This window comes from Kluyvera genomosp. 1, from assembly GCF_001266615.1.
GTDB lineage: Bacteria > Pseudomonadota > Gammaproteobacteria > Enterobacterales > Enterobacteriaceae > Kluyvera > Kluyvera cryocrescens_A.
In genome coordinates this window covers 27,404-45,785 of record NZ_LGHZ01000001.1, presented here as the reverse complement: position 1 = coordinate 45,785, position 18,382 = coordinate 27,404, and the positions used below count along the sequence as shown (strand labels likewise).

Below are 18,382 nucleotides of genomic sequence, written 5' to 3'. Positions count from 1 at the left end.
CCCCGTGAAAGGGGCCGCAGGCCAATCAGAAGGCCATTTTGACGGTGAACTGTACTTCGCGCGGATCGCCAATCTGGTTACCTAGGTTGTTGCTGGCGATAGACGAGGTGTAGTAGGTCTTATCAAACAGGTTTTTGACGTTAACCTGAAGCGTGACCGGATACTGGAGCTTCATCTTATACGCGGCGAAAACATCGGCGACCGCATAACCCGGCAGGTAGTAATCGGCACCGTTGGTCCCGGAGCGACGGCTCAGCGCATGGCCGCCACCACCAATAGTCAGCGTGTCACTGTCGTAAACGTTGTTAAAATCATAGGTCAGGTACAGCGAACCGGTATGGCGTGGAACGTTAGGCAGTGGTTTACCCGCGTAATCCGGATCGTCCGTGACTTTGGCGTTGGTGTAACCGTAGCTGGCAATCACATTCAGATTATCAGTCAACGAGCCAGCAACATCGACTTCAACACCCTGGGAGCGTACTTTTCCCGCTGTCTTTGCGTAGGTTTCGTCACCGATGGTTTCGGTGTACAGCACGTTTCGCTTATGAATATCGAAGAACGTAATGTTCGAGGTCACGCCGTTAAACAGGTCAAACTTCGCACCGACTTCATAGGCCGTAGACTCTTCGGGCGGCAGATTGCCGATGTAGCTGGCAATTGACGACTGCGGCATAAACGACTGCGCAACGTTGCCGAACAGCGAAACGCTTGGCGTCAGCTTGTAGACCATGCCAAATTTCGGCGTCAGCTTCTCATCCTGACTGTCGGTATTGACGTTAAACGGACGGCCTTTACCTGCGTACTGGGTATAGTACTGGTAGCGAACCCCGGCAACAGCAATCCATTTATCAGTCAGGTAGAGCGCATCCTGCAGGTAGGTGGCGTAGGTTTCCTGCTGGATACGCTGGTCACTGTCGGAGGCGGAAACGCTGGTGCATTTATCCAACGTGCCATACACCGGGTTGTAGATATTAAAGCCTTTTACGTTCTTACAGCGGATCATATCGGTGCGTAGCAGATCGTAATTTTCGTAGGCAATCCCACCAAGAATTTCGTTGTAGAAGCCACCAATGACCACGTTACCCTGTAAATCCGCGCGGGTTGAATGCATGCGCTGCGTGGAGCCCTGGGTGGCATCGACCCGGCGCGTCAGATTGCCGGTTTTCGAATCATAGGCCATGACGCGGGCCTGGTTATCGCTGTACATGTCTTGACTGAAACCGTAATCAAAACGGGCGGTCCACTCGCTGTTCAGGCGATATTCCGCGTTCACCTGCGCCAAATCAGAATCACCGTTAGTGACGTTAAACGGTTCATCAAAACGTTCATCACGCGGAACGTTTACTGCGTGCCCGGTATCCAGATCAAAAATCGTACCCCGGTCAAATGGGGTATGGTAGCTGCGATGTGACCAGGAGACGTTAACCGTGGCGTCATCGCCAAACCAGGTCAGCGATGGCGCGATGAACGTGCTGCGTTCTTTACCGAAACTGCGCCAATAATCTTCGTTCTGGTATTCGCCAACCAGACGATAGGCAAGGCGCGTGCCCTCAATCGGACCGGTCACATCCAGCTGGCCCGTGCCGCCGCCAAAGCTGCTGGAGGTGGCAGAAATATCGCCGGAAAAAGTGCGTTCAGGACGTTTGGTGACGACGTTGATGAGCCCACCAGGGTCGAGAATACCGTACAGCGTTGAAGCCGGTCCCTTAAGCACTTCAACGCGTGACGTCGCGGCGTTAAAACTGCGTGGCAGAACGGTACGCAGGCCGTTAGTCATGATGGAGCCGTCGCGGTTGGCGCCAAAACCACGACGGGTAAAGGCATCCTGGGTGCCGCCCAGCGTATTGGTTTGCACCACGTTGGCGACGTTGTATAGCGCTTCATCAAGTGAAGTGGCATGCTGATCTTCCAGCACTTTATCGCTGACCGTATTCACTACCTGTGGAATATCCAGCAGCGGCATATTGGTCAATGTTGCCGTTGAGCTGCTGATTGGCTGATAGCCGTCGGTCACGGTCTGGTCGGCCTGCGAGGTGCCGACAACCGTCATCGCTTCTTCTTTTTTAGCTTCATCAACGCTGGTTTTTGTCTCCGCCGCCATCAGCGAAGGGGAGCTGACCGCTCCAACAAAAAGAAGTGAAAAAAGTGCGCGCCCGGTTTTTCCCGTGAACGTCGGGGAGAGCTGTGTCATCTGTCTGTTTCCCATGAAAAAACTGCCTTATCGCAGCAGCCAAAAGTGATAAAAAGTCATTGCCCTGAATCGCAAAACGACTCCGTTCACGCCACCAACTGGCGTTCAGGATGTGTAATTGAGAATCATTCAAACACGCAGAAATGTAGTAGTAAATGCAGGCAAGAATAAATTTATCCGGGGCGAAAAAAACGCAGGGTGATGACGAGTGCTTATGTGGGGTTGTTTCATTATTTATTGATTTAAAATGATTTATTATTTTGATTTTTTGAGTGTCAATACGAGCGTGACGGTAAAAACCCTATGAAATGAAACGGTAATGTAGTGCGCTTGACTACTACATTCCAACGCTGCATGATCAAAAGAGAATGAGATTTATTTATAGTGCAGAACGATACCACGTCGTTGCGGCCGGAGAGAGAGAAACATGCCACAGCGGCAAGACGCCTCGTCAGAACGCGGGATAGTGCTGGAGTCCCTCAGCGCGGGTTATGGTAACCAGCGCATCGTTGACAATATCAGCCTGACCATCCCGGTGGGGCAGATGACAGTCCTGGCTGGCGCCAACGGTTCAGGCAAATCCACGTTACTGAATACCATTGCGCGGATGTTAAAACCGCTGGGCGGCAGCGTTCGCCTGGATGGGCGCGACATTCATCAACAGCCGACCAAACAGGTGGCGCGCCAGCTTGGGCTGCTGCCGCAGTCGCCTCTGACGCCAGAAGGGCTTACCGTCTTCGAATTGGTCTCGCGTGGCCGCTATCCGTGGCAAGGACTTATCCGCCAGTGGTCGCCCGAAGATGAGCAGGCGGTAGAAGCAGCGCTGCGCCTGACCGGGACCCTGGAATATGCACATCTGCCGGTAGACAGTCTCTCCGGCGGCCAGCGCCAGCGCTGCTGGATAGCCATGGCGTTAGCCCAACAAACCGCGACCATTCTCCTTGATGAGCCCACCACCTGGCTTGACCTGCGCTATCAGGTAGAAATTCTCGAATTGCTCCAGCAGTTGACGCGTGAACATGGCCGAACGGTGATTACCGTCCTGCATGATCTCAACTTTGCCGTTAACTACGCCGATACGTTGATCTTTATGAAGCAGGGGCAGGTTGCCCGTATTGTGGATGAGGCGACGCCCTGTACGCCCGAGATCATCAAACAGGTTTTCGAGGTTGACGTGCAGATGCTGCAAAATCCGCAGACCGGTAAACCGCTGTTTATGCCATTCTGTGCTCGCCCGGAGCCTTGCTGATGGCGACGCAGATCTTGCTACCGCGCCGAGGTTCAGTGCGACCGCTGTGGGCATTGCTGGTGGTGAGCGCATTGCTTTGTGCGGCTGCTGTCATTCATCTGGGGTTAGGGGCGCGAGCCATTGCGCCTCGCGTGGTGATGGAGGCATTGCTGCATTACGATCCGCGTAATTTTGAACATCGCATTATTGTAAGCCTGCGTCTCACTCGCCTGCTGGCCGCGTTGCTGACCGGCGCAGCGCTGGGTGCCGCAGGCTTGCTGTTGCAAACGGTGGTGCGGAATCCGCTAGGCGAACCGCATATTCTCGGGCTTAACGCCGGAGCAACGCTGGCGGTGGTCGCTTGCTCGGCGGCGGGCGTTTCGTTTGGTGATTGGGGTATCAATCGTCCGCTCACTGCAGCCTGCGGGGCCGCCACGCTGTTTGGTCTGGTGATGCTGCTGGCAAGCGCCGGATGCTCTGGCGCCACGGCGATGAAAATGACTCTGTGCGGCGTGTCGTTATCGGCGTTTGCGTCGGCAGTCACCGCCTCCATTCTTATTCTCGACGAGCAAACGCTGCAAGCCATGCGCACCTGGCTTGCAGGGGATCTTGCCGGTATTTCACTGACAACCCTACAAATTGCCAGCATCCCCGCGCTAATGGGCGTGCTGCTTGCGGCGTTAATTTCACCCCGGCTTAATATTCTTGCGCTTGGCGACCGCGTGGCCAGCGGGCTGGGCGTGGCGGTGACGCGAACCCGTATTCTGGGTGTGATCGCCATCGCGCTGCTGTGCGGTGCGGCGGTGTCGGTCGCAGGGCCAATTGGCTTTATTGGGCTGGTGGTACCGCATGCGATTCGTCGTTGGGCGGGGCAGGATATCCGCGTCGGTTTGCTGTTAGCGATACCTACCGGTGCTCTGCTACTGCTGTTGGCGGATATTCTTGCTCGCTGGCTGCTGGCGCCACAGGAACTGGCGACCGGCGTGATGACTGCGCTGGTGGGCGCCCCGGTGTTTATTGCCATTGCCGTGAGGTTTTTTAAATAATGCGAGCCGTCATTAAAGCGGGGTTTCGTCCGCTTACGCTTGGGCCGCTGCGTCTGCTGCTGCGCCCACGCTTACTGAAAATCGCGGCCATCATGGTGGCGATCATCACGCTGCTACTCATTTACGGTATTACCCGCGGTACGCTGCCGATCCCCACCAGTGCCATTGGCCGGTCAATTTTCTACCCGGAAGCGCTTAGCGCTCAGCAGGTGTATATCGTGCGCGATATCCGTTTGCCAAGGCTGCTGATGGCGATTTTTTGCGGCGGCATGCTCGGGCTTGCAGGTGCCGCAATGCAGTCAATTACCCGTAATGGTCTTGCCGATCCTGGTCTGATTGGCGTGAAGGAGGGTACCAGCGTTGTCGTCTTGACGCTGATCCTGGTGTTCCCCTCTCTAAGCCTTGCCTGGCGGCCGCTGGCGGGAATGGTTGGCGGTTTATTGGTGGCGCTGCTGGTCATCGTGCTGGCGCGGGATCTCTCTCGTCCGCGCTTTATTTTGATTGGCATTGGCGTCTCCTGGGCGCTGTCGGCGGCAATGGGGCTGTTTGTCACCACCGCGGATATTCGCGATGTGCAGACGGCTATGACGTGGCTTGCGGGTAGCTTGCATGCGGCGACCTGGCCGCTATTGGCGGTAGCCGCTGCCTGGGCGCTACCGGCGGTGGTGATGCTGTATCTCACCGCGCGAGCTGCCGACGTTGCGCTGATGGGGAATCAGGTAGCTAGCGGGTTAGGCGTGCGGCTATCACGCCTGACGCTGCTGCGTTTTTTGGCCCCGGTGCTGTTAACCGCAGCGAGCGTCTCCTGCGTCGGCAGTCTCGGCTTTGTGGGATTGATGGCGCCCCATATGGCGCGGTTTTTACTGCGCGGCGGTCAGGTCGCATTGCTGACGGGAAGCGCGCTGATTGGCGCGCTGCTGGTGCTGTTAACCGACACAATTGGTCGATTGGCCTTTGCACCGTTGCAAATTCCGGCAGGGATCATCATTTCATTGATTGGCTGCCCATTTTTTATCGTGCTGTTATGGCGTCGTCGCGACGCGTTATGAGGAGTAGGGATGACCATGCGTGGCCTGTTGTCTGTTTTTTGGTTGTTTAGCGCTTCCGTTTTTGCGCAAACTCAGGCGTTTACCGACGATCTTGGGCGAGTGGTGCAGGTGCCGGTACATCCGCAGCGCATTGTTTCGATGCACGATCTCGATATTACTATTCCGCTTATTGAACTGGGGATACCACCAGTCGCCAGCCACGGACGTACGCGTCCCGATGGCAGCCATTTCCTTCGTTCCAGCGCGATGCTCACGGGTATCGATTTTGACAATAGTGATATCCAATTTATCGGTACGGCGGATATTGACCTCGAAGCGGTTGCGGCGGCCAAACCGGACCTTATCATCACCGAACCCAACCGTAACGTGCCCATCGAACAACTGGAAAAAATTGCCCCGACGGTCAGCATCGATCATCTGCTTGGCAGCGCGCCGCGTATTTACGCCAGGCTGGCACAGCTAACCGGGACGCAGGCGCGGCTGGCGGTGCTCGACCATCGTTACCAGGCTCAGATTCAACAGCTTAAGCAGACCATCGATACCGCAAAAATCAGCGTTTCGGTGATTCAGGCAAACAATGGCAAAGTCACCGTTCATCACTCTTACCACTCCCTTGGCCGCGTGCTGCGCGATGCCGGATTCCGTTTCCCGCCGTTTATCGAACGTATTCCAGACGGTGAACGTATCGATGTCAGCGCCGAGCAGCTTCCTGAACTCGACGCTGATTTTGTGTTTGCCACCTGGCGCTCTGACACCGGCGGCAAGCCGCAGGATGAACTGAACGATATGGAAAAAGTGATGCCTGGCTGGTGCGATTTCATGAAGGCCTGCCGCAGTGGGCACTATATTTTACTGCCTCGCGAAGAGGTGATTTCTAACTCCTACGCGGCGTTGAGCCTGCTGGTGGCCGAGGTGCAGTCGCAAATCGCCGGGCGTCCGATGCCTCAGGAGGGCAAATGAATCCGACAGCAGCCCGTAAAGAAAAACGCCGGGTGGATCTGTTTGGTGAGCGTCTGCGTAGCCGGGCAACGCAGCTTTCACCCCGCCTGCTGGCGGTGGTGAACTGGATTGACGACAATCGGGAAACCGTGCTCGATCATACGGCGATGGAGATTGCGGCTGCGACGCAGACGTCAGATGCGACGGTGGTTCGTGCGATTCAGGCGCTGGGGTTTGCCGGGCTCCGCGATCTTAAGCAGACGCTTCAGCATTGGTTTGGCCCAACCATCACTTCATCAGAAAAAATGGCGTCCACCGTGGGGGCGCTGACCAGCGATGTGAATTCGAGTATCGATTTTGTTCTCGAAGGGCATCTTCGCGCCTGTGAAATGCTGGCGAGTACGGAGAACCGTTCAGCTATCGCCCAAGCGGTTGCACTGCTGACCGACGCCCGCCAGGTGGCGTTGTTTGGTATTGGTGCATCGGGAATTTTAACCGAGTATACCGCCCGCCTATTTAGCCGTATTGGCTTGCCTTCATACGTTTTAAACCGCACCGGCTTTAGCCTGGCGGAGCAGATTGTCTCCCTTCAGCGTGGCGACGTGCTAATCATGATGGCGCAGAAATCGCCGCATCGTGAAGGGCTGACGACACTGCGGGAAGCCGAACGACTGGGGATCCCAACGATTCTCCTGACTCAGGCTACTGATTCGAGATTCAGCGAGTTGTCGCAGGTGGTTATCCACGTACCACGAGGTGAAAATGGCCGTGTGCCATTGCACGGCACGGTGATGGTGTGCCTCGAAATGCTGGTGCTGTCGGTTGCCTCAACCGCCTCGCAGCGGACGATTCGCTCCATGAAACGGATTAATGATTTGCATAAGGCAATTGGTAAATCAGGCGGGCGCAAAGGCTAAATGCCGCCCGCACTCATATTTCGAATCTATCTTTGCTGACTCGATTATCCGTTTGCATTTTGTCCGGATAATCATCAGGCTAGCAAAAACGACCGAATGTATGAGGAAAGTGAAATGAAAGCATTGCCTGCGGTAGCTGTTCTGGGATTAGGCGCGATGGGGCACGCATTTGCTGCCAATCTGCTGAAAAAAGGCTTCACGGTTTACGGCTGGAACCGCACTCCGGGACGCGGCGAAGATCTGCAGAGCCAGGGTTTACAGCTGTGCAACGATGCGACGCTAGCGGTGGCGGATGCTCAGGTCATTATCGCCATGCTAACGGACGGTGAAGCCACTCAGACGACTATCCACACTATTGCGCCATCGTGTCCGCAAGGGGCGACCTTCTGTCAGATGGGAACCATCGGTATTGATGAAACGACGCAAGCAATCGCGCTTTTAGAAACCCTCCGCCCGGATATGCTGTATCTCGATGCCCCTGTGTCCGGGACCAAAGCGCCGGCGGAAAATGCGCAAATTCTGGTGATGGCCAGCGGTGATCGGGAGCGTGCACATGCGGCACAGCAGGTGTTTGATGCAATCTCTCGCGGTACTCAGTGGTACTGCGAGGCGGGTAGTAGCCAGAAGATGAAGCTGGTGATTAATGCCTGGCTCATCGCCATGATGCAGGGTGTTGCCGAAAGCATGCAACTGGCTAAACAGTTTGGTTTTACGCCTAATCAACTGTGGGAAACCCTCGAAGGCGGGCCACTGGCCGCACCGTACGTGAAGGGCAAACTGGAGATGATTCGCCGCGATGATTACACCCCGCAGATGCAGCTGCAGCATGCGCTAAAAGACGCGCATCTGGCGCTGGCGAATGCCCCTGAAGGCACGATGCCGATGATGGATGGCATCACAAACCTGTGGGCACAGGCCGCGGAAGACGGGCTTGCCGAGCAGGATCTGGCGGCGGTATATGCCTGGCTTGATAACGCGCGACAGGCTTAAGCGCTAAGGGAGGTGGCAATGGAATGGCTACGTCAACGCATTGAGCAGCAGGTGCTCGGCCTGACAGGGATGGCGCTCAATGAAATTGATTTTGAAAATCCTAAGGGGGAGTCGGGGTTATTTGGCCCGCAGTCGGCCATCTGGCCGGTGCACGGTGACTTTACCTCTATGCTCTGCGGCGGAATTAGCGCGTTATTGCTACAGATGCTGCATCCGCTGGCGCTAGCGGGTGTCTGGGATCATTCCTCTTTCCGTGATGATATTTTCGGTCGCCTCCGACGAACCAGCCAGTTTATCTCCGCCACCACCTTTGCCACTGTACCGGATGCCGAGCGGCTGATCGATAAAGTGAAAGCGATTCATCTGCGGGTTAACGGTATCGATACCAACGGTACACCCTATGCGGCAAGCGATCCGGATCTGTTAACGTGGGTGCATATTGCGGAGTGCAGCTCGTTTATGGCGTCTCATTTACGCTATCGTCGTACGGTGGTGACACTGTCACGTCAAGCGCAGTATTTCATTGAGTCAGCGAGCATTGCTGAACGCCTGGGAGCGCGGAATGTGCCGAAAACACCGCAGGCGGTACATGATTATCTTGAAAACATGAAACCGCAGCTGCGATGCGATGAACGCACACGAGAAGTTGCACGGGTACTGATGACAACCCGGCTACCGGGAAGATTGACGCAGCCCGCAGGGACGATTTTCATGAAAGCAGGAATCGATCTCCTCCCGCTATGGGCGCAGGAGATGCTGGATTTACGGCTTAGCCCGCTGGAGCAAAAAGTGGTGCGCGGAAGCGTGCATGCTATTGCAGCAGTGCTGCGTCGGTCAGTGCGTAATGGCGCATATCATTGTGCCATGAGGCGGGTGAGGGATGAGCGATGATTTGGATGAAAATGGAAATGCATCTCAACAAATAAAAAAACCGGCAATTTATGCCGGTTTTTTATTAAATTTTACAGGCATCGCCGCAGTCATCGTCAGCGATAATCGCTTGTGCCTTCTTATCTGCATCGTCCAGACGTTCTGCATTACGCTCTTGCGCTTCTTCCAGTCCATCAAAGACCAGATTATCGAGATCTATTTCCATTCGTCACCTGTATTCAAATTGTTCTACACTCGTCACAGTATATTGCAAAAATGTTGATTGATGTAGCCACGAATGACATCAGACGCGATTGCAGCACAAAGCGCGCGTCGATAGTGAGTGGTGTTCCAAAAGTGTGATGTGGTGCGGCGAAAAGCGCACGTTGAGTACAAAAATTAGTCGATAACAAGCGAATACTGGAAACAGGAAAGCATATAACCTTGAAAACATAATCAGTTCGGAGGGATATGCAATGCAGAAACAGACTCCACAGGAATTAGCCAATTTTGATTTTCTGGCTCGCAGCTTTGCGCGTATGCAGTCGTTGGGTCAACCTGTCGATATCCGTGCAGTCACGGGTAATATGAGCGAACAGCAGGGTGCATGGTTCCGCGAGCGCTATGAACATTACCGAACGCAGGCCGTAAGGGCGAAAGAGCAAACGCTAGAAGTATGTTAAAAAATAACGGGCCGAGTGGCCCGTTTTCGTAAACGGCGGGCACAATCAGGTGCCCGTTTTCCATTCTTTCAGATCCTGTATACACACATATGGCCTCTCAATATTAATGAATTGTACTCATAGGTCAGTTCTGATTTCCCCGTCTAATCAAACGCGATATCGCTCTCTATAATTTCCCTCATTCATTCAGTTTCGCGTATTGCCCGCCATTCTTCTGGAGATAACATCATGCAAAGTGCACTTACTCTTCGTCAGCAGGCGATGATCCCTATCGCAGCGCTCACAGCGAGCGGTGATATGGGAAAATTGAACGTCGCGCTCAATGACGGGCTCGATGCTGGGCTCAGCGTGAATGAAATCAAAGAAGTGCTTATTCAGCTTTATGCCTACTGCGGTTTTCCGCGCAGCCTGAATGCACTGGGGTGTTTTATGACAGTGGTTAACGCGCGTAAAGCCGCGGGGATGACGGATGAAGAGGGGGCCGTTGCGACGCCTCCTCCGACGGACTGGGATAGCCTGGTCGCCGGTACGCAGACGCAGACGCAGTTGGTTGGAAAGCCGGTCAGCGGCCCATTGTTTGAGTTTGCTCCGGCAATTGATCTGTACCTCAAAGCGCATCTGTTTGGCGATATTTTCCAGCGCGATGTGCTGGATTGGGTGGCTCGCGAACTGGCAACCATTTCGGCGTTAGCGGCAGTGCCCGGTGCGCAAAGCCAGCTTAAAAGTCATTTTGCGATTAGCCTAAATAACGGCATCACACCTGAACAGTTTCAAGCCTTTATCGCTGTACTGGCGGGGAAATGCTCCGCTGACATAGCTGAAAATGCCAGAGCGGTGCTGTCGCAATTCCTCAGTGAAATTTCCCAATAATCAGAGACTACGGAGCAGCAATGAACGAGACATTTGATGGTAATAGCGTTTTCCCTCGCGGTGAGAAAAATGAAGCCTACGCGCAATATTTCACCGGCATGAGCTATCTGACCATGCTATCGCGTGAAGGTGTCACCATCGGTAACGTCGCCTTTGAGCCTGGCTGTCGCAACTTCTGGCATATTCACCATGAAGGTGGACAGATTTTGTTGGTGACCGGTGGACGGGGTTGGTATCAGGCATGGGGCGAACCAGCGCGGGAGCTGAAAACCGGTGATGTGGTGAATATTCCAGCTGGGACTAAACATTGGCATGGCGCGGCGCACGATAGCTGGTTTGCGCATATTGTGGTAGAAGTTCCGGCTGCAGGTGCGTCGAACGAATGGCTTGAAGCCGTGAGTGATGAAGAATATCAGCAGTTACCGTAACGAATGGTGGGGAGTGGGAAAAATCGCGTCTGCCGCTAATTCTCGCTTTTGTGTGTGTTATCGCCTAAACCCCATGGATTACACGGCTATAATGCGTTGTTCATCCAAAGGAGAGGGAAACCATGTTAACACCCGTTAGATTACTGAAAAATGCCGTTATGGCCGGCGCTATTGTAATGGCTTCTACGACCGCATGGGCCGCAGAACATTGGATTGATGTGCGTAGCGCAGAGCAGTTTCAGGAGACGCACGTGCAGGGCGCGGTAAATATTCCGCTCAAAGAGCTGTCGCAGCGGATTGGTGAAGTCACCCAGGATAAAAACGACACGCTGTATCTTTACTGTAATACCGGCAACCAGTCGGCAAAAGCTGAAACGCTGCTACAGAAAATGGGCTATAAAAATGCGGTGAATGAAGGTGGTCTGAAAGACGTTGAGAAGAAAACCACGTTAGTTAAGTAACCCACCGCTGTACGTGAGCAATACACTTTACTCGCTAAATCCAGAGTCTCATTGAGGTTAGCGGCCGTTGGCGAAAACGCCCTCGCGCTGCTAGCCTGAATCATTCAGGCTCTGGGATTTTGTCTCAGGGCATCATCGATATCGCAAGGATTTCCAATGAGCGAAGTTAAGATTGTTGCCACGTTGACACCTTTCCCTGAACACATCGACACTATCCGCAAGGCGGCACAAGCCATGGTGCCGTTAACGCACCAGGAATCTGGATGTCTGCAATACGATTTGCATGAGAGCCGGGCCATTCCCGATGTTCGCGAGCTGGCAAACGAGGGCGCAGTGTCATTTGTTTTTATCGAGCGTTGGAAATCTGAAGAGGACCTGGTGAAGCACGTCGCGATGTCATATCACGATGATTTTCTGGAAACGTTAGATGGCAAGTTAGAAAGCATCAGCGTTCAACGCTTAACTCAGTTATAGAAATCAGGGGAAGTAAACAAGACTGGAAGATAATGCACCATATCAGAGAAGATATGGTGCGTCCGAGTGGACTCGAACCACCGACCCCCACCATGTCAAGGTGGTGCTCTAACCAACTGAGCTACGGACGCATAATGGTGCGTTTAATTGGACTCGAACCAACGACCCCCACCATGTCAAGGTGGTGCTCTAACCAACTGAGCTATAAACGCATAATGGTGCGTTCGATTGGACTCGAACCAACGACCCCCACCATGTCAAGGTGGTGCTCTAACCAACTGAGCTACGAACGCATTGTTGCTTGCGGCAACGGGGACGAATATTAGCGGCAGACTCCGGATGTGGCAAGCGGAAAATGTGTGATTTCACGCGACTGGAGAACTTTTGCCCATCTCTGGCGTATTTTGCTGCAATGCGTGTAATTGCGTTGATCTCCCTCGGTTTTACTTCCAGTGTTTTTCATCGTGGCACAACCCATTCTACACAAGACCCATTTTGACACCCGCTGTTGCAGGTTGAAATGTTATGTTATAACATTTTACACCTCATGTATCGGACAAGGACATATTACGGGTGAAACATTCAGGTAAAATTGCTGTTGCTGTTGTGGCGCTGTTGGTTAGTGGTACGGTCCTGGCGCACGGGCATCACGATCACGGAAAACCATTAACGGAAGTCGAACAAAAAGCGGCGGAGGGCATTTTTGAGCTCAAAGATGTGAAGGATCGCCCGCTGGCTGATTGGGAAGGGGTATGGGAATCGGTCAATGGTTATTTGCTGTCGGGGGATTTAGACCCAGTATTCCGTCAGAAGGCGGAGAAACAGCAAGGCAAAACCTTTGAGCAGATCAAAGAGTACTATCGCAAAGGGTATGCAACCGACGTCAACATGATTGGTATTGAAAACGGTGTGATGGAGTTTCACGTCGGTGACAAGGTCAGTACCTGTGAATATCGCTACAGCGGGCATAAAGTACTGACCTATGCTTCAGGGAAACAGGGCGTGCGCTATCTGTTTGAATGCCAGCAGGCGAATACCGGTGCGCCAAAGTACGTGCAGTTTAGCGACCATATCATTGCGCCGCGTAAGTCTGCGCATTTCCATATCTTTATGGGGAATCAGTCACAAGAAGCGCTGCTGGCGGAGATGGATAATTGGCCAACCTATTATCCGTACCAGTTGACTAAACAGCAGGTTGTGGATGAGATGCTGCACCACTAATGCCTATAAATGACAAGCCCGGCGAGAGATCGCCGGGCTTGAATCTAACGAGGGCCAGGTTTAACGTGCTGCACGCTGCAAAATAACTGCCGCGGGCTGGCGCTGCAGGAAACGCATACGCAGCATCATCAGTACTGCCGCCGACGTCAGGCCAATAATGAAGCCCCACCAGAAGCCAGCCGGGCCCATTCTCTCGACGACCAGATCGGTCAGTGCCAGCACATATCCGCACGGCAGACCCAGTACCCAGTATGCGATAAAGGTAATAAAGAAAATCGAACGTGTATCTTTATACCCACGCAGGATACCGCTGCCGATAACCTGCACCGAGTCAGATATTTGATACAGCGCAGCCAGCAGCATCAGCTGAGCGGCCAGCGTGACAACTTCAGGATTGTCGTTATACAGCAGCGCAATATGGGTACGCATCACTGTCGTGAAAATCGCGGTACACATCGCCATACAAATACCGACGCCAAGCCCTGTACGTGCGGAGACCTGCGCATCTGGCGTAGAGCCTTGCCCAAGACGGTAGCCGACGCGGATAGTCACCGCTGCCGCCAGCGACATCGGCAGTACGAACATCAGCGAGCTAAAGTTCAGCGCAATCTGGTGACCTGCAACATCAACAATACCCAGCGGCGACACCAGCAGAGCGACTACCGCGAAGAGCGTCACTTCAAAGAACAGCGCCAACGCAATCGGCAGCCCCAGGGTCGTCAAACGTTTGAGAATGACCGGGTCCGGGCGAGCAAAACGCTCTTTATTGCGGATATCGCGCATCGAGCCAGCATGGCGAACGTAGTAGAACATACTGAAGAACATCACCCAGTAAACTGAGGCCGTCGCCACACCGCAGCCAACGCCGCCCAGTTCCGGCATACCGAAATGACCATAGATAAAGATGTAGTTCACCGGAATATTGACCAGCAGGCCAATAAAGCCCATCACCATGCCCGGCTTGGTTTTTGCTAAGCCCTCGCATTGGTTACGAGCCACCTGGAAACAGAGATAGCCCGGCGCGCCCCATAGCAGCGCGCGCAGATAGCCTACGGCTTTGTCGGCCAGTGCCGGATCGATGTTATGCATTGAGCGGATGATGTAGCCCGCATTCCACAGCACGACCATGATCAGCACCGAGACAAATCCTGCCAACCAAAAGCCTTGACGCACCTGCTGCGCAATGCGGTCGCGACGGCCTGAGCCGTTTAGCTGGGCGATAACTGGCGTCAGCGCCAGCAGTAAACCATGGCCAAAAAGAATGGCCGGCAGCCAGATAGAGGTACCAATCGCTACCGCAGCCATGTCAGTGGCGCTGTAACCACCTGCCATAACGGTATCGACGAATCCCATTGCCGTTTGGGCAACCTGCGCAAGGATAACCGGGATAGCCAGAGATAATAACTGACGCGCTTCGACAAAGTACTTCTGCACGTTAACACCTGTCTTGTTGTTATTTATTCTCGCCGTACGGCGGGTACGGGAGACAGAAAAGCCGCCTTAACCGGCAGCGAGAAGAATAAATAGAGGAATTGCTCCAATATTGTAGCGAGGATTTGCTATTAATCTAGTCAAAAAATGAGAGGCAGGTCGTGGAAGGTAGCAACCTGTTTTATCAACTGCTATTGTGCGTAGCAGATGAATCGGTAGACGTACCGAAATGATGATTAACAGGAGTTAACTGCATGTTCACTGGTATTGTGCAGGGCACGGCAAAAATCGTGTCCATTGATGAAAAACCGAACTTCCGCACTCACGTCGTTGCGCTCCCGGAACACATGTTGGCAGGGCTGGAAACCGGTGCATCGGTAGCCCATAACGGCTGCTGCTTAACGGTGACGGAAATTAACGGTGACCAGATTAGCTTTGACTTAATGAAAGAGACGCTGCGCATCACCAATCTGGGCGACGTGAAAGAAGGGGATCTGGTCAACGTTGAGCGCGCGGCGAAATTCAGCGATGAAATTGGCGGACATTTAATGTCTGGCCATATTATGACCACCGCTGAAGTGTCGAAAATTCTGACGTCGGAAAATAATAAGCAGATTTGGTTTAAAATTCAGGACCCCGCGCTGATGAAGTATGTCCTGTATAAAGGCTTTATCGGAATTGATGGTATCAGCCTGACGGTTGGCGAAGTCACGGCAACTCGTTTCTGCGTTCATCTGATCCCGGAAACGCTTGAGCGCACAACGCTTGGCAAAAAGCGTCTGGGTGATCGTGTGAACATTGAAATCGACCCACAAACGCAGGCGGTTGTTGATACCGTTGAGCGTGTGATGGCGGCAAAAGAAGCAGCCACGCAGGCTGCGGCAGAGTAATACCTAAAAGAACGCCTGCGCCAGAACGGCGCAGGCGCTTATCACTAGCGCGCGACGCGCAGACCTTGCTCTACCCCACGAGAGAACATGACCTGCCACAGCTGAATATCTCGTGCGCGGAAAGCACCTGCACAGGCGTTGAGATAATAGCTAAACATACGTTTGAATCGTTCAGAATAGTTGTCCGCGATTTCCGGCCAGCAGGCGACAAAGCGTTCGTACCAGGCCATCAACGTTGTATCGTAGTCAGCGCCAAAGTTGTGCCAGTCTTCCATCACAAAGTGAGGTTCACTGGCCAGTGCAATCTGGCGTACTGAAGGTAAACAGCCATTCGGAAAGATGTATTTATTAATCCAGGGGTCGACGTTGTTGTCGGTTTTTTTCGAGCCGATGGTGTGCAGTAAAAAAAGACCGTCAGGTTTTAAATTACGATCGACGACGGAAAAATAGGTGTCGTAGTTTTTGGGCCCCACGTGCTCAAACATCCCGACGGAGACAATGCGGTCAAACTGCGCGTTAAGGTCGCGATAATCCTGGAGCAAAATCTCGACGTCGAGTCCTTCGCAGCGCGCCTGAGCCAATTTTTGCTGCTCGGCTGAAATGGTCACGCCTTTGACGCTCACGCGGTAATTTTTCGCCATGTACGCCGCCAGACCACCCCAGCCACAGCCGATATCCAGCACCTGCATACCGGGCTCTAGCTGCAGTTTCTGGCAAATGAGTTCCAGTTTGGCTTCCTGTGCCGCTTCCAGAGACTGGGCTTCTTTCCAGTAACCGCAGGAGTACTGCATATAAGGGTCAAGCATACGTGTGAACAGATCGTTGCCGAGGTCGTAGTGTTCTTTGCCGACCTGCCAGGCGCGTTTTCGGCTTTGTAGATTAAATAAGCGTGCGCCCGCAATACGGAGCGTATCTTTAAAGTGATGGGGGAGTTGGTTTTCTAATCCGGCACGTAGTACCTGGTCGAAAAAGAGATCGAGACGGTCACATTCCCACCAACCATCCATATAACTTTCGCCAAGACCTAGCGAACCTTCTTGCAGTACCCGTTTAAAAAACTGTGGATTTTTGACCTGTATATCGCAGGGCGCATTGCCATTGATTTCAATGCCAGCTCGGCTAAGCAGTTCGCTAACGATACGATACCAGTCATCATCCGGTACGTTTACTTCTTCTATACACGATGAGCTCATAGCTTCTCCATCCCGACCTGATGATCAGAACCTTAAAACAGCGTAGACGCTTTTTTCTGGTTGTGAGAAATGTCACGAAAAATTCGTGAGCCTGCTATCCGACGTAACGCAAGGAAAGGGAAGAACCCCTTACCGAAAACCTGTCCATGGTTTAACGGGAGGCATCCTGCCGCCGCTCAATAAGTCCAATGTATATTAATTATGTGATGCCGATCCAGTATAGGACGCTAAGTTGGTTGATTCAACAAAAAATCTTAGCGTCCTAACGATGTGCTATGGCATTGATATGCGTGATGATTACGCGTGGGAAGTAGAGTGTTCAGCCAAACTTTCTGCGCGGCGCGCTGAACGCTGCATGAGGTAACCGATGGCTGCCAGCAGCACGGTGGCCAGCATTACGCAGGTGGTGGTCAACAGCGGAGTGGCAATCAGCGTTGATACCGCAAGACTTGCCAGGAAACACAGGCCCAGCTGCAGTGTATTTTGTAATGCTGCGGCGCGGCCGGTCGCCTGTGGGAACGGTTTTAACGCCTGTGCGACCACGATAGGGTAAATCGCACCGTTGGCGATAGCCATGACACAGAAAGGAATCAGCAGCGCAGTGAGTGATGCGTTCTCCATCAGACCCACCGCCCAGGTTGCAATAACGCTAACGCCGAAGATAACCAACAGCCATGGCAAAAGCTGTGAACCTTGCCATTTTTGCAGCGCTGCACGACAGCCATATCCACCAATCAGGAAGGCAATGGTCTGAGGAACATAGCTCAAGCCAATCACGGTCGGGCTGTAGCCCATTTCATGCAGGATAAACGGCGAACCGGTTAGCCAGGCGAAGAAGCTGGCAGAGCAGGCGGCATAAATCAGCACGTTGCCACGATAGTCTTTACTGCGCAGCAGACGCATAAACGTCAGTTTCTCTTCACTGGTGGTGATTTTCTTATGCGCCGGTTTTAGGCGCAGTGTGGGCAGCATTAACACCAGCGTAATGATGAATAGGGTTGCGAAAATGGCCTGCCAGTCGAAGTGAGCCAGTAGCCAGCTACCGAGCAGCGGTGCCAGAGCAGGAGACAGGCCGACCAGCGGCATGATGGTGGCAAAAATGCGGTTGGTGCGATGCGCTGGATAATAGTCGGTCACCATCGCCTGCCAGGTGACGGCAGCGGCACAGACGCCGACGGCTTGTACAAAACGCAGCACCAACAGGGTGGTGCCGTCGCGTACCCACAGCATACCAAGGCAGCCAATCGCGAAGATGGTTAAGCCGGTCAGCAGAATCGGTTTACGTCCATAGCGGTCGGACAGCGGTCCCCAAAGCAGCTGTGCTACCGCAAAGCCTGCGAGGAACAAACTTAAGCTGGCGCTGACGGCCGATGCCGGCGTTTGCAGGTCTTCCTGAATGGCTGCAAAGGCTGGCAGGTACATATCGGTTGCCAGAAAGCCCAGCACGCTAAGCCCCGCGAGCCAAACTAAAAATCCTTTCCCAGGTTGCATAAATCGCCCT

The 18,382-nt window shown here is 53.5% G+C and carries 19 protein-coding genes and 3 tRNA genes; 14 read left to right on the top strand and 8 right to left on the bottom strand.

Annotation, left to right across the window (positions count from 1 at the left end):
• Positions 1–25 precede the first annotated feature (25 nt).
• A complete protein-coding gene (locus KP80_RS00255) occupies positions 26–2,191 on the bottom strand; it encodes a TonB-dependent siderophore receptor (protein ID WP_052281564.1) in 2,166 nt (721 codons plus the stop codon).
• A 427-nt stretch (positions 2,192–2,618) separates the two neighbouring features.
• Between KP80_RS00255 and KP80_RS00250 the strand changes: the two genes are divergently transcribed.
• From KP80_RS00250 to KP80_RS00220, 7 genes are all read left to right on the top strand, one after another.
• A complete protein-coding gene (locus KP80_RS00250; protein WP_052281563.1) occupies positions 2,619–3,440 on the top strand; it encodes an ABC transporter ATP-binding protein in 822 nt (273 codons plus the stop codon).
• On the top strand, positions 3,440–4,465 hold the full coding sequence (locus KP80_RS00245; RefSeq protein ID WP_052281562.1) for a FecCD family ABC transporter permease: 1,026 nt from the start codon (positions 3,440–3,442) through the stop codon (positions 4,463–4,465). Before KP80_RS00250 ends, KP80_RS00245 begins: the two co-directional genes overlap by 1 nt.
• Positions 4,462–5,514, top strand: a complete 1,053-nt coding sequence (locus KP80_RS00240) for a FecCD family ABC transporter permease (RefSeq protein ID WP_052281561.1) — start codon at positions 4,462–4,464, stop codon at positions 5,512–5,514. Before KP80_RS00245 ends, KP80_RS00240 begins: the two co-directional genes overlap by 4 nt.
• A 9-nt stretch (positions 5,515–5,523) precedes the next feature.
• Positions 5,524–6,474 carry an ABC transporter substrate-binding protein gene (locus KP80_RS00235; RefSeq protein ID WP_419772946.1) on the top strand — a complete coding sequence of 317 codons (951 nt, stop codon included), beginning with the start codon at positions 5,524–5,526 and terminating at the stop codon, positions 6,472–6,474.
• Positions 6,471–7,370, top strand: coding sequence for a MurR/RpiR family transcriptional regulator (locus tag KP80_RS00230; protein ID WP_052281560.1), 900 nt, complete (start codon positions 6,471–6,473; stop codon positions 7,368–7,370). The genes KP80_RS00235 and KP80_RS00230 overlap by 4 nt, the downstream gene beginning before the upstream one ends.
• Before the next feature lie 114 nt (positions 7,371–7,484).
• Positions 7,485–8,360, top strand: coding sequence for an NAD(P)-dependent oxidoreductase (locus KP80_RS00225; protein WP_052281559.1), 876 nt, complete (start codon positions 7,485–7,487; stop codon positions 8,358–8,360).
• Positions 8,361–8,378: 18 nt separating this feature from the next.
• Positions 8,379–9,251: an oxygenase MpaB family protein gene (locus tag KP80_RS00220; protein ID WP_052281558.1), complete on the top strand. Its 873-nt coding sequence runs from the start codon at positions 8,379–8,381 to the stop codon at positions 9,249–9,251.
• Between the two features lie 64 nt (positions 9,252–9,315).
• On the opposite strand, the gene KP80_RS22955 is transcribed toward KP80_RS00220, so the two are convergent.
• Complete coding sequence (locus tag KP80_RS22955; protein WP_100250004.1) at positions 9,316–9,456, bottom strand: hypothetical protein; 141 nt, start codon at positions 9,454–9,456, stop codon at positions 9,316–9,318.
• A 250-nt stretch (positions 9,457–9,706) separates the two neighbouring features.
• On the opposite strand from KP80_RS22955, the gene KP80_RS00215 reads away from it, so the two are divergent.
• The 5 genes from KP80_RS00215 to KP80_RS00195 all read left to right on the top strand — a co-directional run bounded on the left by KP80_RS00215 (position 9,707) and on the right by KP80_RS00195 (position 12,146).
• Positions 9,707–9,913, top strand: coding sequence for a glycogen synthesis protein GlgS (locus KP80_RS00215; protein ID WP_052281557.1), 207 nt, complete (start codon positions 9,707–9,709; stop codon positions 9,911–9,913).
• 228 nt (positions 9,914–10,141) lie between these two features.
• Entirely contained in the window at positions 10,142–10,783 is a 642-nt protein-coding gene (locus tag KP80_RS00210; RefSeq protein ID WP_052281556.1) for a carboxymuconolactone decarboxylase family protein, read from the top strand.
• Positions 10,784–10,803: 20 nt separating this feature from the next.
• Positions 10,804–11,211 (top strand): cupin domain-containing protein, encoded by a 408-nt coding sequence (locus KP80_RS00205; RefSeq protein WP_052281555.1) that lies wholly within the window; start codon positions 10,804–10,806, stop codon positions 11,209–11,211.
• Between the two features lie 122 nt (positions 11,212–11,333).
• Positions 11,334–11,672, top strand: coding sequence for a thiosulfate sulfurtransferase PspE (gene pspE / locus KP80_RS00200; protein WP_052281554.1), 339 nt, complete (start codon positions 11,334–11,336; stop codon positions 11,670–11,672).
• A gap of 156 nt (positions 11,673–11,828) precedes the next feature.
• A complete protein-coding gene (locus KP80_RS00195; RefSeq protein ID WP_052281553.1) occupies positions 11,829–12,146 on the top strand; it encodes a putative quinol monooxygenase in 318 nt (105 codons plus the stop codon).
• Between the two features lie 54 nt (positions 12,147–12,200).
• Here the strand turns inward: KP80_RS00195 and KP80_RS00190 are convergent.
• The 3 genes from KP80_RS00190 to KP80_RS00180 all read right to left on the bottom strand — a co-directional run bounded on the left by KP80_RS00190 (position 12,201) and on the right by KP80_RS00180 (position 12,439).
• Positions 12,201–12,277, bottom strand: a tRNA-Val gene (locus tag KP80_RS00190).
• 4 nt (positions 12,278–12,281) lie between these two features.
• Positions 12,282–12,358, bottom strand: a tRNA-Val gene (locus KP80_RS00185).
• A 4-nt stretch (positions 12,359–12,362) separates the two neighbouring features.
• Positions 12,363–12,439, bottom strand: a tRNA-Val gene (locus KP80_RS00180).
• Between the two features lie 280 nt (positions 12,440–12,719).
• Here KP80_RS00180 and zinT point away from each other — a divergent pair.
• Complete coding sequence (gene zinT, locus KP80_RS00175) at positions 12,720–13,367, top strand: metal-binding protein ZinT (protein WP_052281552.1); 648 nt, start codon at positions 12,720–12,722, stop codon at positions 13,365–13,367.
• A gap of 60 nt (positions 13,368–13,427) precedes the next feature.
• Here the strand turns inward: zinT and mdtK are convergent, their stop codons facing one another.
• Positions 13,428–14,801, bottom strand: coding sequence for an MdtK family multidrug efflux MATE transporter (mdtK, locus tag KP80_RS00170; protein WP_052281551.1), 1,374 nt, complete (start codon positions 14,799–14,801; stop codon positions 13,428–13,430).
• A 251-nt stretch (positions 14,802–15,052) separates the two neighbouring features.
• Here mdtK and KP80_RS00165 point away from each other — a divergent pair, with 251 nt between their 5' ends.
• Positions 15,053–15,688 (top strand): riboflavin synthase, encoded by a 636-nt coding sequence (locus tag KP80_RS00165; RefSeq protein WP_052281550.1) that lies wholly within the window; start codon positions 15,053–15,055, stop codon positions 15,686–15,688.
• Positions 15,689–15,732: 44 nt separating this feature from the next.
• Here the strand turns inward: KP80_RS00165 and cfa are convergent, their stop codons facing one another.
• Together cfa and punC are read right to left on the bottom strand one after the other, a co-directional pair.
• Entirely contained in the window at positions 15,733–16,881 is a 1,149-nt protein-coding gene (gene cfa, locus KP80_RS00160) for a cyclopropane fatty acyl phospholipid synthase (RefSeq protein WP_052281549.1), read from the bottom strand.
• 297 nt (positions 16,882–17,178) lie between these two features.
• Positions 17,179–18,372 (bottom strand): purine nucleoside transporter PunC, encoded by a 1,194-nt coding sequence (gene punC / locus KP80_RS00155; RefSeq protein WP_052281548.1) that lies wholly within the window; start codon positions 18,370–18,372, stop codon positions 17,179–17,181.
• Between the last annotated feature and the right edge of the window lie 10 nt (positions 18,373–18,382).